General features: G+C 52.5%; 12 protein-coding genes. 3 read left to right on the top strand and 9 right to left on the bottom strand.

Annotated elements, in window-relative coordinates; all coding sequences use genetic code 11:
- The first annotated feature begins 123 nt into the window (after positions 1-123).
- Both P40081_RS01340 and P40081_RS01345 read left to right on the top strand, forming a co-directional pair.
- The gene (locus P40081_RS01340; protein WP_231575261.1) at positions 124-939 is read left to right on the top strand and encodes an AraC family transcriptional regulator; all 816 of its coding nucleotides are present in this window, start codon (positions 124-126) and stop codon (positions 937-939) included.
- Between the two features lie 152 nt (positions 940-1091).
- Positions 1092-1487, top strand: coding sequence for an HIT family protein (locus tag P40081_RS01345; protein ID WP_231575262.1), 396 nt, complete (start codon positions 1092-1094; stop codon positions 1485-1487).
- A 117-nt stretch (positions 1488-1604) separates the two neighbouring features.
- Here P40081_RS01345 and P40081_RS01350 read toward each other — a convergent pair whose 3' ends face one another.
- From P40081_RS01350 to udk, 8 genes are all read right to left on the bottom strand, one after another.
- On the bottom strand, positions 1605-2420 hold the full coding sequence (locus P40081_RS01350) for a DUF2935 domain-containing protein (protein ID WP_042132818.1): 816 nt from the start codon (positions 2418-2420) through the stop codon (positions 1605-1607).
- A gap of 103 nt (positions 2421-2523) precedes the next feature.
- Positions 2524-3873 carry a 6-phospho-beta-glucosidase gene (locus tag P40081_RS01355; protein ID WP_042132819.1) on the bottom strand — a complete coding sequence of 450 codons (1350 nt, stop codon included), beginning with the start codon at positions 3871-3873 and terminating at the stop codon, positions 2524-2526.
- Between the two features lie 6 nt (positions 3874-3879).
- Entirely contained in the window at positions 3880-4875 is a 996-nt protein-coding gene (locus P40081_RS01360) for an N-acetylglucosamine kinase (RefSeq protein ID WP_042132820.1), read from the bottom strand.
- A 101-nt stretch (positions 4876-4976) separates the two neighbouring features.
- Positions 4977-5966: a LacI family DNA-binding transcriptional regulator gene (locus P40081_RS01365; protein ID WP_042132821.1), complete on the bottom strand. Its 990-nt coding sequence runs from the start codon at positions 5964-5966 to the stop codon at positions 4977-4979.
- A 108-nt stretch (positions 5967-6074) separates the two neighbouring features.
- Positions 6075-7463, bottom strand: a complete 1389-nt coding sequence (locus P40081_RS01370) for an ABC transporter substrate-binding protein (RefSeq protein WP_081969789.1) — start codon at positions 7461-7463, stop codon at positions 6075-6077.
- 40 nt (positions 7464-7503) lie between these two features.
- Positions 7504-8382 (bottom strand): carbohydrate ABC transporter permease, encoded by an 879-nt coding sequence (locus P40081_RS01375; protein WP_052421623.1) that lies wholly within the window; start codon positions 8380-8382, stop codon positions 7504-7506.
- The gene (locus P40081_RS01380; RefSeq protein ID WP_042140641.1) at positions 8379-9236 is read right to left on the bottom strand and encodes a carbohydrate ABC transporter permease; all 858 of its coding nucleotides are present in this window, start codon (positions 9234-9236) and stop codon (positions 8379-8381) included. The genes P40081_RS01375 and P40081_RS01380 overlap by 4 nt, the downstream gene beginning before the upstream one ends.
- A 529-nt stretch (positions 9237-9765) precedes the next feature.
- Complete coding sequence (gene udk / locus P40081_RS01385; RefSeq protein WP_039296931.1) at positions 9766-10395, bottom strand: uridine kinase; 630 nt, start codon at positions 10393-10395, stop codon at positions 9766-9768.
- 192 nt (positions 10396-10587) lie between these two features.
- On the opposite strand from udk, the gene P40081_RS01390 reads away from it, so the two are divergent.
- A complete protein-coding gene (locus P40081_RS01390) occupies positions 10588-11679 on the top strand; it encodes a threonine aldolase family protein (RefSeq protein WP_042132822.1) in 1092 nt (363 codons plus the stop codon).
- An 89-nt stretch (positions 11680-11768) separates the two neighbouring features.
- On the opposite strand, the gene P40081_RS36110 is transcribed toward P40081_RS01390, so the two are convergent.
- Positions 11769-13088, bottom strand: a complete 1320-nt coding sequence (locus P40081_RS36110; protein WP_052421624.1) for a glycosyltransferase family 2 protein — start codon at positions 13086-13088, stop codon at positions 11769-11771.
- Between the last annotated feature and the right edge of the window lie 454 nt (positions 13089-13542).

Genomic DNA, 13542 nt, shown 5'->3' on the forward strand with positions numbered 1-13542 from the left:
ATCACTCCATTTACTTGGATTTGATTCTATTTTATAGTATAGGAAATGCAGAAAGTGAACGGTATTTAGTCTATTTAACCGGAAAGTATGCATATCTTATCCTCACAGGAGGCCTGGTGCAGAGTGGAGCCCATCTTTCAGATCGAGCAGCTCAAGCGGAGCGGATACTTCAATATGGACATTGACCATTTCCATGATTTCTATGAGATTTACTATCTGCTGTCCGGGGAACGGCATTACTATATCCGCAACCGTATTTACGCGCTGGAGGCCGGAGACCTGGTGTTTATTAACAAAAATCATCTGCACCGCACAACGGGCGGAAACCACCAGCCGCATGAACGGGTCCTGGTCAGCTTCGATGATTCGTATCTGGAACCGGCCGCTCCCGGGCCGAACTGGATGAGTATTTTTGAGGGGGAGAGCTTCCTGCTGCGGCCTACTGCGCATGAACAGGGAGTGATTGCTGATTTGCTCTACGCCATGCTGGGTGAACAGAAGGAGGCTAAGCTGTGGGGCAGTGAATATACCAGGACGCTGCTGCTGCAGCTGCTGATCCAGCTGGAGCGGATACGCAAGGCGAAGCCCGCCCTGGTCTCTCCCGAACAAAGCGAGGGGCAGCGCCGGGTGTACGGTATTATTGAATATCTGGATGCCCACTACGGCGAGAAGCTTACCCTTGGCGGGATTGCCGAGCAGTTCTTCGTTAGCTCCACGTATTTGTGCCGGACGTTCAAGCGGACGACAGGGTTCACGGTTATCGAGTACCTGAATTATGTCCGCATCCGCGAGACGAAGGCGCTGCTGACGGATACAGATTGGCCGATCACCCGGGTCGCAGAAGCGACGGGCTTCGACAGCATCGCTCATTTCGGGCGGGTGTTCAAGGGAATTACGGGGCGCTCTCCGCTGCAGTACCGCAAGCAGCACCGGGCGTAACCAGGAGCATCGGAATTTGATAGAGTGTAACCGTTTTAATAGTCGGCAGCAGATTTGTGGAGCAGTATAGAGCGTGTACTAAGATATCGCAGTGTAATCCAGAGGGGAAAGGATCTGAAGATATGGAAAAGAATCAGGAGTGTATGTATTGTATGGAGGATGAACGGCGGGACAACCTGATGATTGAAATCTGCGAGCTGGGGGTTTCGACAGTCTTTCTGTTCAAAGAGCAGACGTATAAGGGCAGATGCAATGTGGTCTACCGCGATCATGTAAAAGAGCTGTTCCAGCTTACCGCAGGCGAGTTGTCCGCGTTCATGAATGATGTTGCGCAGGTAGCCGCAGCGGTGGACCAGGCCTTCGGGCCGGATAAAATAAACTATGGCGCTTACGGCGACAAGCTGCATCATCTACATATGCACATCGTTCCGAAGTACGACGGGCAGGCGGATTATGGTTCCACCTTCCAGATGAATCCGGGCCAAACCTATTTGACGGATGAAGAGGTTCAGGAGATGATCGGGAAGATTAGAGCTTATTTGCAATGATAATAACCCTGGGCCTATAACTGTGGCCATCGAATAAGAAATACATGAACCAAAGGCGAATTCTTACCCGGGAGGGAGTGGGAATTCGCCTTTATCCATTTAGGTGCGATTCTTCGTTTAAAACAGGATTTCCCGCTTGTTCACCTTAACACCCGACAAGGATTTATCAAACATATCGAGTATAAAAAGGAAACGTTCAGCTTCACGAAATACATGGTCTGCCAGTAACGGATGAATGATGCTTTTAATTCGGCATTCCTCAATTAAATCACGTGCAGTTTTTTTGAAATCACGGAGTGATTTCACAGATACCCTGTTTTCATCAACAAATTGGCTTAATAAAGGGACGGTTTGAGATTGTGGCCGCATATGACTTAAATCCATGGCTTGAAACAAAAGCGTATCAAATTCATTACTGAATTCTCGTGCCTGGTCAACCAATTTTCTTTCAGAGGGGTCCAGCAAATGGCCGATAAATTTCGCGTGGTCAGCCATAATCTTAAGAAAGAAGACATTCTCGTCAATAATCGCATCAGGCAAGGGCTCTAGTTGCCCTGAATTGAGTTCATTCAAGCGGTTTCGGAAATAATTAGCTTCTCTGCTTACATGATCAACCAATAAGGGGAAGTTATTTCCGCCCGGCAGCTTGCATTGCAGTATTAATCCAAGCACCTTTCTTTTAAATGCCCAGATATGGGACACAGCAGTATGAACCTCAGAATTAAACCGCTGAATGTTCTGGGGATCTGTCCCAACGTCAAAAGTATTCGCTTTGTTTTCTATGGCTTCAAATGTGGCATAAAATTGCTCTGCTTCCCTAATTAACTGAGTATCTTCACATCTGAAACCAAGTTTTAAAAACAACGAATGCTCCTTCATGATTCTGGACCAGAAACGTATTTCATCTAAAGAGCGGGCAACGAATGCATTCAAACCTATTCCCCCCTTTTATCAAACTCATGCTTTAGATATATGAAATCGTCCGGTCCCGTATAACAACTTTTTCCAATTTGTACACCTGATGATTTGACGTCACCTAAGACCGGGGGAAGTACAAGGCAGGTACAGACGCGGGCTCTTGCCCGAAGAATGCCGGCAGATACTCCTTATTCGCTTCCAGCATCTCATCCAGCATAGCGATAGCCACTTCGACAGAAGGGACAAGCGGATGGTGTGCCAAAGCTTGAATAGCCAGGCTCCGGTCTCCGGTAACGGCAGCGTCGATGGCGAGCTGCTCGTAGGTCTTGACCGCATGGATCAGCCCTTTGGCCATCGGCGGAATCTTGGTCAGCGGCAGCGGCAGTGGGCCAGTCTTGGTGACAACGCAGTTGACCTCGATGCTGGCATCATCCGGCAGGAAGTCCAGGATGCCGCGGTTCGCAACATTCAGCGTCTGAATGTCATTGGTGCCGTTATACAGCGAGCGCATCAGGTTGACGGCAGCCTCCGAATAGAAAGCCCCGCCGCGCTGCTCCAGCTGCTTCGGCTTCTCGCTAAGCTCCAGGTTTCCGTAGATTTCAAACAGCTCTTCCTCCACGCGCTTGACGACTTCTGCACGGTTCTCGCCTTTTGAGGCCGAGGCCTGCTGTTCTTCAAGCATCGCATCCGTCATATAGAAATATTTCAAATAATAAGAGGGGAGGGCATGCAGCGATTGCAGGAACTCGGGATTCCACTCGCGCGCCGGAACATTCTTCGCGCTGTAGCCGGCGGTATCGGCCAGCATGTCATCCAGCTTGTCTTCACCTTCGACATCAATGCGGGTGATCCAGTGCAGGTGATTGAGACCGACGAACTCGGCATAGATCCGGTCTGGGGCCGCATTATATTTGGCGGATACCTGCTTAATCAGACCAATCGGGGCATTGCAGAGGCCGATGCTCTTTACCTTCGAATACCTCAGTACCGCTTCGGTCACCATACCTGCCGGATTGGTGAAGTTGAGCAGCCAGGCGTCCGGAGCCAGCTCCTCGATATCACGGCAGATGCCGAGGATGACGGGGATCGTGCGCAGCGCTTTCAACATTCCGCCGGGGCCGGTCGTTTCCTGGCCGATCACGCCGTATTTCAGCGGAATGGACTCATCGCGGGCGCGGGCATCCAGCATCCCGACGCGGATCTGGGTGCTGACGAAGTCGGCACCTGCAATGGCTTCGCGGCGGTCGGTGGTGAGGTAGACCTCTATAGGAAGGCCGGATTTCTCGACCATCCGCTTGGCCAGAGCGCCTACGATGTTCAGTTTATGCAAGCCGGCTTCAATATCCACAAGCCATAGCTCCCGCACCGGAAGCTCCTTGTAATGCAGAATGAAGCCTTCTACCAGTTCCGGGGTATAGGAAGAACCCCCGCCGATAACGGCGATCTTAAGACCTTGGTTAACTGCCAAGATGAATCACTCCTGTCTTGTTGTTGTGGGGATATGTTCAAATTCCTGAAAGGGACGCATTTGCTCATACATTTCATGGCTTATCGTGATGCCGTCACTCTCCAGCGCCGACCATAGGGCGCCGACGACTGGCTCCGTAGTTAAAGTCACTATAGACGCACCCGGGGCCGCTTCACGCACGGCCTGTTCAATCGGATCGCGGATCCAGCCGCGGTCGCCCCGGGTCAGCAGGCTTCCGGCCAGCACTACATCAAAACCATCGTTCTCCATGCCTAATCTATGGATAACGGCGGCTGCCGCCTTGCCCAGTTCCACGCCCTGACGGTGCAGGATGGCGAGCGCCGCAGCATCGCCTTCGGCAGCCGCCGGGAAGAGCAGGCGGGCGGCATCCAGCGGCACCTGCTTGCTGTGATCGAGGAAATCATTGTACATATCCTCCACCCGTTCATAGCCGAGCAGCTTCAGTAGCGGCTCCGTGAGCAGGGTGGCAGACTCCCGGCCGTCCCAGGCGCGGATGACCGTGCGGAATACCTCGATATTCAGTGCGCCGCCGCCGCCGAAATCGCCGTACATATAATCGAAGCCGCCGCACTGGAAGTGCTGGCCCTGCGGGTTGCGGCCGGCTGCGTTAGTGCCGGTGCCGCAGATCAGGGCAACCCCGTAGGGGCGGTCTGTGCCCGCCCTCAGGCCGATCATCGGGTCGCCGCTGATCGTATATGCAGTAAATCCGATGCCGCGGATCATCGGATGAAGGATCTCATAATCGGTCTTGCGGTCGGCCCCGGCAAGGCCCAGGTACGTATGCCTGATATCCTCCAGCCGGAGTCCGGCTTCAGCCAGAGCGGCCAAGGCTGCTTCGCGGATACTTGCCGCCGCCTGCTGCGCTCCGGTCTGGTGATTACCGTTGCCGCTCCTGCCTTTGCCGAGGATATGGCCGTGTTCATCGCTTAGGAGGGCGTAGGTTTTGCTGCCTCCCCCATCGATCCCCAAGTAGTAAGCCAATGGTCGTCACTCCTAAAGTTTTGATAGCCTAACCTTCTTTGATGTCCACTTCGCAAAACTCGCTTCGGAAGCATATGCTTAGTTTTGATAGCATCTCATCATCAGGATTTCAGCGTAGATTCCCGGACGATCAGCTCCGGATCGATCCGGATGTTCGAGCCGCGCTTCATCTCGCCGCTTAGTCTGCGCAGCAGCATATCGGCTGCCGCCACTCCGATCTTGTCCGCCGGCTGGCGCAGGGTGGTCAGATGCGGCCGGAGCTGGGAAGCAATATAGTGGTCGTCATAGCCGACCACTGCGACTTCGTCAGGCACCCGCACCCCCGCTTCCATCAGGGCGTTGATGACGCCGAGAGCGATATTGTCATCTCCGGCGAATACAGCCGTGGGGAGTGTGCCTGCTTGCAGCCAGCGTCTCGCCGTGCTGTAACCCATCTCGATCTCGAATTCGCCGGAGACGATTTCGAACGGGGTAATCCCCCGGTCCTGCAGTGCCTGCTGGAAGCCGGAGCGCCGTTCCCGCGTGCTGCGGAACATTTCCTGCCCGCAGATATGGGCGATGGAGGTATGCCCCAGCTCCAGCAGGTGGCTGGCCGCGGCATATCCTCCCTTGAAGTTATCGATGGTAATCGAGTAGGTATCGTTCTCCGGCAGCTGATTGTCAATCAGCACATAAGGGATACCCCGCCGTTTCAGCTCCATGATATAATTGTCTTCTTTCATCGGTGAGAGCAGGATGAGCCCGTCTACGCGGTCTTCCTGAATCAGATAGTGGTTCTCGTCCGAGCCGATGCCCGTAGAGATGGAGATGGCCAGGAAATAACCATGCAGGGCCAGCGTCTCATTCAGCTCTTTGACCACCGCATCGAAGAAGGAATCCTGAAGTGTCGTTACAATCAGGCCGATGATGCCGGTCTTGCCGCTGGCCAGACTGCGTGCAGCTGCATTAGGGCGGTAATCCAGCTCTTTGATTGCATCGAGCACCTTCTGGCGGTTGTTCTCCCGAACAGACCCGGCGCCGTTCAATACCCGCGATACGGTGACCACGGACAGCCCTGATTTTTTGGCTACATCAAAAATACTTACTTTCATCTCAAACGCTCCTTGCGGCGGATTTTCCGGTGCTAGTAACTATCTTCAGTATACAGGGAGCGCCGGTGTTCCGCTAAACGTATAATTACCTATGCGGCTGCTGCCGCTTTATCTTTTGATAATCTCCGTTACTTTCTTCTGAATCACCGGCATCACCTCTTCCAGCGTCTTGTGTCCGGTCTCGACAGGCTGCAGCTCATTAATGAACATGTCGTTGATCTGCGAGTAGTTGGTAATCAGATGGTTGTAGGATTCATAACCATATTTGACTGCGCCCTCGTAGACCTTCTTCACATCCTCCGGATCAATCCCGTCGAAATGCTTGTAATAGACTTCAGCGGCTTCGGTGTTGACCGGCGGATTGCCGCCGCTCAGCTCAATGGACTTCTCCTGGACCTCGGTGGTCATCAGGTATTTGATCCATTCAAAAGCTTCCTTCGGATGCTTCGAATCCTTCAGAATCAGCAGCGGATCGACGAACAGTGTGCTGCGCACCTGCTCATTGCCGCCCCACGGCACTGCGGCTACGCCGATTTTGAACGGAAAATCGTTAGCCCCTGCGAGGTTCCAGGAACCGCCGATCGACATCCCGATCTTGCCTGCAACGAACGGATCGCCGTTCTGTCCGGCTACGCTTTTACTCCACTCGGAAGTGGGGGACACCTTATCCTTGAAGACAAGGTCGAACAGCTTCTGGTAAGCGGCAATGACCTCAGGGGAGTCGAAGTGTGTCTCGGAAGGAACACCGCCGTTGGTCCAGGTATCCTCGGAGTAAGGCTCTGCCCCGAAGTACAGCGGCCGCATATCCCGTTCCGCCCAGGTGAAGTCTACGCCGTATTGCGTTTTGGCGATATCGTCAGAGACGATCGTCATCTTCTTGGCATCCTCAACCATCCGCTCAAAAGTCCAGCTCTTATCTTCATAGTCGCTTGGCGGATAGGAGACACCTGCCGTATCGAACATATCCTTGTTGTAGAGCATCAGGGTGACATACATATTGACCGGTATGCCGTAGGTATGGCCGTTCACCGTGTAGATCTTCATCAGATTCTCCGGGATGTTATAGTCCTCGGCCTTGAACCCGTCTTCCTTAATGAGGTCGGTCAGGTCGAGCAGCATGTCTTTGTTATAATACTCGGCGAAGCCGCCGTATCCGTAGTGGCTCGTAACATCCGGGGAATTGCCGCCGGCAATCAGCGTCTGCAGCTTGCTGTCAAACTGCTCGTAAGGTGCTTTCTCCACCTTAACCTTGATATTCGGATGCTCTTTCTCGAAGTCAGGAATCAGCTTCTCAATGAATGTGCGGTCCTCCGAGTCAATCGTATAGTGGGATATTGTCACCTGTTCACCGGACCCGCCGGAATTCCCTGCTCCGCTGTCCCCTGCTGCGACATTCCCTGCTGATTTGCCGCCGCCGCAGCCCGATATTGCTACCATTGCTGTCAGAACTGTTGTAAGCAGGACGGCCGGCCTCTTGCTCTTCATGATCTTGTTCATTGTCCAATCCCTCCATGATTTCAAGTATTGTGGACCCGGATTACTTAATGCCTGTCAGCACAATGCCCTCCACAAACTGCTTCTGGGCGATAGCGAACAGAGTGACGATCGGAACCATAGCCAGGACCGAGGCGACCATCAGCAGATGCCACGGCGGAATGCGGAAACGTGATGAGGTGAGCGAGGCCATGCCGACCGGAAGCGTGAATTTGTCCGACGAGCTTAAGTAGAGCACAGGGGTCAGCAGATCATTCCAGCTGTAGATAAAAGCAAAGATCGCAACGGTCGCCAGCGCCGGTGCAGACAGCGGAAGCGCGATGGTCCGCCACATCCGCAGCTCGCCGCAGCCGTCAATCCGTCCGGCGTCGAACAATTCCTCGGGCAGTGTAGAGAAGAACTGCCGCAGTAGGAAGATGTTATACGCCGAGCCGAAGAAGGCGGGCACGATCAGCGGCAGGAAGGTATCGATCCACTGCATTTTGGAGAACAGCACGAACTGCGGAATCATAATCGCCGGATAAGGCAGCATCATCGTGCTCAGCAGCAGGATGAACCAGAAGTTGTTGCCGCGCCCCCGGTATCTGGCGAACCCGTAAGCGACCAGCGCCGAAGAGAGCAGGGTACCGAAGACGGAGAGGCCGGCGATAATCAGGCTGTTCTTGTACAGTGTGCCGAACTGGAGAGTCTCAAAAATATCGGTATAATTGCTCCAGGCCCAGCTCTCCGGCAGAAAGGTCGGCGGAAACTTCAGCATTTCCCGTTTCGACTTCAGCGAGGTGGAGACCATGAAGAACAGCGGCAGCAGCATGAGGAATGTAGTGATTATCAGTGTGATGAAGCTGGCGATTTTAACAGGATCAGCTCTCCGGCGCAGCCGGGAAGGCGGGCTAAGCGGGCTCGCGGCCTTAACGGTACTCATCGGCGGCTGCCTCCTTCATAGTGGACGTAGCGATTAGACAGCTTCATAATGACGGCCGTGAACAGCATGACGACAATCAGCAGTATCCAGGCAAGGGCTGAAGAGTAGCCAGCACGGTATTCCTTGAAGGCACTGGTATACAGATTGTAGACGTAGAACCAGGTGGAGTAGTTAGGTCCCCCTTGGGTCATGACGAAGGCTTGCGTGAACACCTGGAAGGAGTCGATCAGACCCATAATCAGCTGGAACAGCAGGACTGGTGAGATCATCGGCAGTGTAATATTCATGAAAATGCGGAAGCGTCCTGCCCCGTCCAGGTTAGCGGCTTCAATCAGGCTGGCCGGGACCCCCTGCAAACCGGCGAGGAAAAGGATCATGCCGGAGCCGGCTGTCCAGAAGGACATGATGATCAGGGCGTACAGCGCCGTATCGGGATTCATCAGCCAGGCCGGGCCGTGGATGCCGAACCAGGAGAGCATGTAGTTGAAGAGACCGATCTGCGGGTTGAAAATCCAGTACCAGAGGAGCGACATCGCAACGCCGGAGACCATGCTCGGGAAATACATCGCTGTCCGGAAGAAACCGCGCCACGGAATGGTCTGATGCAGCAGCAGGGCGAACCCGAGACCGAGCAGTAATTGCACCGGCACGCTGATGAAGGTATATCTTAGCGTGACTTTTACGGACCGCCAGAACAGCTCGTTATGGAACATCTCCGTGTAGTTGGCGAGACCGATGAACTTCGGCGGATGAATAATGTCATAATCGGTGAAGCTGTAGTACAGCGACGACAAGATAGGATAGAGGGCGAAGATAAGGAAGCCAACCAGCCATGGGGAAATGAACAGATACATGTAGAACGTCTGCCGCCGGCTCTCACTCTTAATCACGAACACACCAGCCTTTCTTTCTTTAAAGTATAAGCGCTTTAACTTTTAGGATAAATAAAAGTCGAAAATTGCCTTTTTAATAGAAATAAAAAATTAATAAGTATAACCGCTTTAACTTTAAGGTCGCCCTCTTGCACTAATCATAGTGGATGGAACGGGAATAATCAACAGTTATTTCTTTAATAAAGCGCTACCAGTCAATAAATATAACAAGTTAAAGAGATTTGTTGCTGAAAATGCAGAAAATTTCATTGCGATCATGGATATTGTGTTAGATAAAGTTACACATATAAGGGTTTGAAGATTAAAACCGAGACTGTTAGCTCTATATTTCATAAGTCTGCCGGAAGTGATGTGATGTATTCTTCACATGGAAGAATCGATGGTGATTCCGGGAAAGTAAGTGCGCCGGCCGCCCGGCTACAGCAAAAAGCCGCCCGGCATGGCCGGGCGGCTCTCATTCAACTAAGGTATGGGCAGGCGGCTGCTCTGCTTAAGTCCACTGATGATCGCCGGACAGATATTTCTCGGTCAATACGGACAGCAGCTGAATCCCTACTTCATTCTGTCCGCCTTCCGGAATAATCAGGTCAGCATATTTCTTGGACGGCTCGATAAAAGCTTCATGCATCGGCTTAACCGTGGTCAGGTATTGGGTGTGGATCGAACGGATCGTCCGGCCGCGTTCCTCGATATCGCGCAGTACCCGGCGAAGGATACGTACATCGGGGTCGGTATCCACGAATACCTTAATGTTCAGCTGCTCGCGCAGCTTCTCGTCGGAGAGGACATGAAGCCCTTCAAGAATGACGATATTGTTCGGAGCAAGCCGAACGGTCTTCTCGGTAGAGCGGGCATGCACGGTGAAATCATACACTGGGGCAAATGCGGCTTGTCCGGCTTTCAGACAATCTAAATGCTCTATCAGCAGTTCCGTATCAAAGGCCAGCGGGTGATCGTAATTGATCGCACCGCGTTCAGCCATGCTGAGGTAAGAATGGTCTTTATAGTAGTTATCCTGAGATATGAACGTCACTTTGTCAGATCCAAGACGGTCAATAACGGAGCGCGCTACCGTCGTTTTGCCGGAACCGGTCCCGCCGGCGATACCAATAATAAGCATGGTGTTTTTATAAACCTCCCTAAGCGATTGCCTTTGCAATTCCAATATTGTAGCACAGCGGTCAACTTATTTCACCTTGGATCAGGGGAATATCATGTGAACTTTCAAATAAATCGGGTATTTTAGCGAAAAATGATATAATTTCAAGTATTCGTACAGATCGAGCATATTTAAAGGGAGCGGATTAGCGGAATGAATGAGCAGAATGCTTTACTGGAAGCTTTTAACGGGACAGAAGTGCAGCTGGCAGGCCATGGAAAAAGGGGGATATCCGTGCTGAAAGAAGCACTGGCCGGAGTGGAGGATCATCTCGCTGCCGACTTGTATGGGTCAGGCGCAGTAATAGAGGATTTCCAGGCGGAGATGGCCGGGGTGCTCGGCAAGGAAAGCAGCGTATTCTTCCCCAGCGGCACGATGGCCCAGCAGATCGCCCTGCGGATCTGGAGTGACCGCAAAGGCAGCAGAAGAGTGGCCTATCACCCGCTATGCCACCTGGAGATTCATGAGCAGGACGGGCTGAAGGAGCTGCATCATCTGGAGCCGCTGCTGCTGGCAGATAAAGACCGCCTGATCACACTGGATGATGTGAAGAATATGGGGGCGGGTATTGCTTGTCTGCTGCTTGAGCTTCCCCAGCGGGAAATCGGCGGGCAGCTGCCGGAGTATGCCGAGCTGGAAGCTATTTCGGCCTATTGCCGGGAGCAGGGAATCATTCTTCATCTGGACGGGGCACGGCTGTTCGAAGTGCTGCCATACTACGGCAAGACAGCTGCCGAGGTCTGCGGGTTGTTCGACAGCGTATATATTTCCTTCTACAAAGGCATCGGCGGAATTGCCGGAGCGGTTCTGGCCGGAAGCCGGGAATTCACGGAGGAGTCGAAGATCTGGAAACGGCGCCATGGCGGTGACCTGATCAGTCTCTATCCGTATATTCTGACCGCTAAATATTATTACGGGCAGCGGATCGGCCGGATGGCCGGGTATTATGAGCAGGCCAAGGAGCTGGCTGCCTTATTCAACAGCTGCCATAAGGTGTCTACGCTGCCGGAGGTGCCGGTCTCGAACATGTTCCATGTACATTTCGCGTTATCCAGGGAGCAGCTTGCTCCGGTATTGATTCAGGTGTACAAGGAATCGGGAATCGGGCTGACACCGCGGTTGAAAGAAACAGGAGAAGCTTCATGCTCGTATGAGCTGAACATCGGGGATCTTTACAGCGGAGTGTCCAAGCCTGCGCTGGAAGAAGCCCTCCGGCTACTGGATAAGCTGCTGCAGGAAATCTAAGGCGGGCAAGAAGAAAAAGCAGCTTCCCCTAATAAGGAAGCTGCTTTTTATGTGGAGAGTTATACCTTCCATCTAGCCGGTCTGTCCCGTTACCGGTTCATCAGCGCCCGTACGAAGGAAACGCGGAGCAGCTGTTTTTTCATCAGCTTGGTGCGGAACTGGCGCTTCAGTTGATTGTAGGCCTGAGGAGAGTGGTTGCTCGCCCAGCTGTACATGAACTTGAAGTCGCTGTGGCTTTTGGCGGAGTTCATCAGGTAGTAAGAGATCGTATCATAGACGTTATGGTTGAACCACTCATTCATTTCCGCCTTGCTGTAGCCGAAGCGCTCGATGGCCATATTGCGGATGTTGCGCTTCTCCTCCAGATTCTCGATCAGGAACGACTGGCTGAGATTGAAGGTGATATTGTTGCCGTGAATCCGGTACACGCCCGCCAGCGTATCAATAAACCCGGCATCGCCGATCAGCAGCGCACGCAGGTATATGGAAGCATCGTTGACCATACTCATATTCAGAATATCCATGCTCATCAGTGCCTCGCGCTTGAATATGGCGGTTAAGGTTGATGCCGGCTTGGGATAGTTCTTCCGCTCGAAGTTCATGAAATAGTCGTGTTTGTCTGTGACGGGACTCAGCCCCAGACTGGAGATGGTGAGTTTCTGCGACTGGGAATACTCCAGGAATACGTTTGCGGCGACAAAAGACAGCTCCGGATGCAGCCGGTGAACCTTCACGGCTTTGGTGAAATAGCTGCGGTCAATGAGATAGTCATCATCGTCCAGGAACAGGATGAATTCCCCGTCGCCATGTGCGGCCAGCGCTCTGCGGCGGTTGTTGCCGGGGCCGCTGTTGGTCTCATTCTGCATGAAGATGACGCGCGGCTCTGCTCCGAAGGTGGCATTCATCATCTCCTGCGTACCGTCACTGGAGCAATCGTCAATGACGATAATTTCGGTATGCGGATAATCCTGCCGCAGAATGCTGTTCACTGCCTGCTGCAGGAAATCTTTTCTATTATAAGTGGTAATAATTACACTGACCTTCGGATGGCTTACGGAACCGGCGCCAAGGTTGAGTGTAGACTCCTGCGTATCAGGCCCGCTGCTGCTGAGTGCGGCAAGCCCCTGCATGAACCCGTTAATTTCATCGATCTGAATATTAAATTGAGTGCTGACATAATACTGGAGCGCGTCATCCGAAGCCCGGCCTGCCAGAAAGGCATCCAGGACACCGATGAGCGTCTCCAGATGTTCTTTGATTCCGGCATCACTCTCGCTGCTGCTGATATTCCTGGCCTGGCGGATAAGCTCCTCACGGGTCAGACCCCCGGCGGGCGGATGATGAATATCGTCACTCAGCTGATGCAGCAGATGCAGTCCTGCTTCATGTAAGTCCCCGCGGTGATCCATAATCAGTCCTCCTAAAAGTTTTATGGAGCAATACTTCCAGGCTCACTTCGCAATAAAACTCGCTTCGGAAGCATGGGCTAAGTTTTGTGAGCGTTGCTTCACTGAATATCCTACGAACAAAACAACATCGGAAGCATAGGCTTAGTTTTATGGAGCAATGCATCCTGGTTTACTTCGTAATAAAACTCGCTTCGGAAGCATGGGCTAAGTTTGGTGAAAATCACCAGCTTAATTTAAATAGCAGTTGGATTTTCTCCATTTATGTTCCCGATTGTGAAGATCATTCTAAAATTAGTTGGAAAAACTCCACTTAAAAATGCACATTTCGCGGGAAGCGGGCTGGAGGGCAGCAAGTAAATGCCTTTTTTCCAACTATTCACGTACAGAGTGCGAACAACGGTAAATTAAGCTACGTTTATCCACTTAAAAACTGGGGAGGTGTGCCGGCAGGTTG

This window comes from Paenibacillus sp. FSL P4-0081, assembly GCF_000758565.1.
Lineage (GTDB): Bacteria > Bacillota > Bacilli > Paenibacillales > Paenibacillaceae > Paenibacillus_AQ > Paenibacillus_AQ phytohabitans.

Bases quoted from the DNA above. Each gene is read 5' to 3' on its own strand.
- P40081_RS01345 (WP_231575262.1), top strand. From the start codon at position 1,092: ATGGAGGATGAACGGCGGGACAACCTGATGATTGAAATCTGCGAGCTG.
- P40081_RS01365 (WP_042132821.1), bottom strand. From the start codon at position 5,966: ATGAAAGTAAGTATTTTTGATGTAGCCAAAAAATCAGGGCTGTCCGTG.
- P40081_RS01370 (WP_081969789.1), bottom strand. From the start codon at position 7,463: ATGAACAAGATCATGAAGAGCAAGAGGCCGGCCGTCCTGCTTACAACA.
- P40081_RS01375 (WP_052421623.1), bottom strand. From the start codon at position 8,382: ATGAGTACCGTTAAGGCCGCGAGCCCGCTTAGCCCGCCTTCCCGGCTG.
- P40081_RS01380 (WP_042140641.1), bottom strand. From the start codon at position 9,236: ATGTATCTGTTCATTTCCCCATGGCTGGTTGGCTTCCTTATCTTCGCC.
- udk (WP_039296931.1), bottom strand. From the start codon at position 10,395: ATGCTTATTATTGGTATCGCCGGCGGGACCGGTTCCGGCAAAACGACG.
- P40081_RS01390 (WP_042132822.1), top strand. From the start codon at position 10,588: ATGAATGAGCAGAATGCTTTACTGGAAGCTTTTAACGGGACAGAAGTG.
- P40081_RS36110 (WP_052421624.1), bottom strand. From the start codon at position 13,088: ATGGATCACCGCGGGGACTTACATGAAGCAGGACTGCATCTGCTGCAT.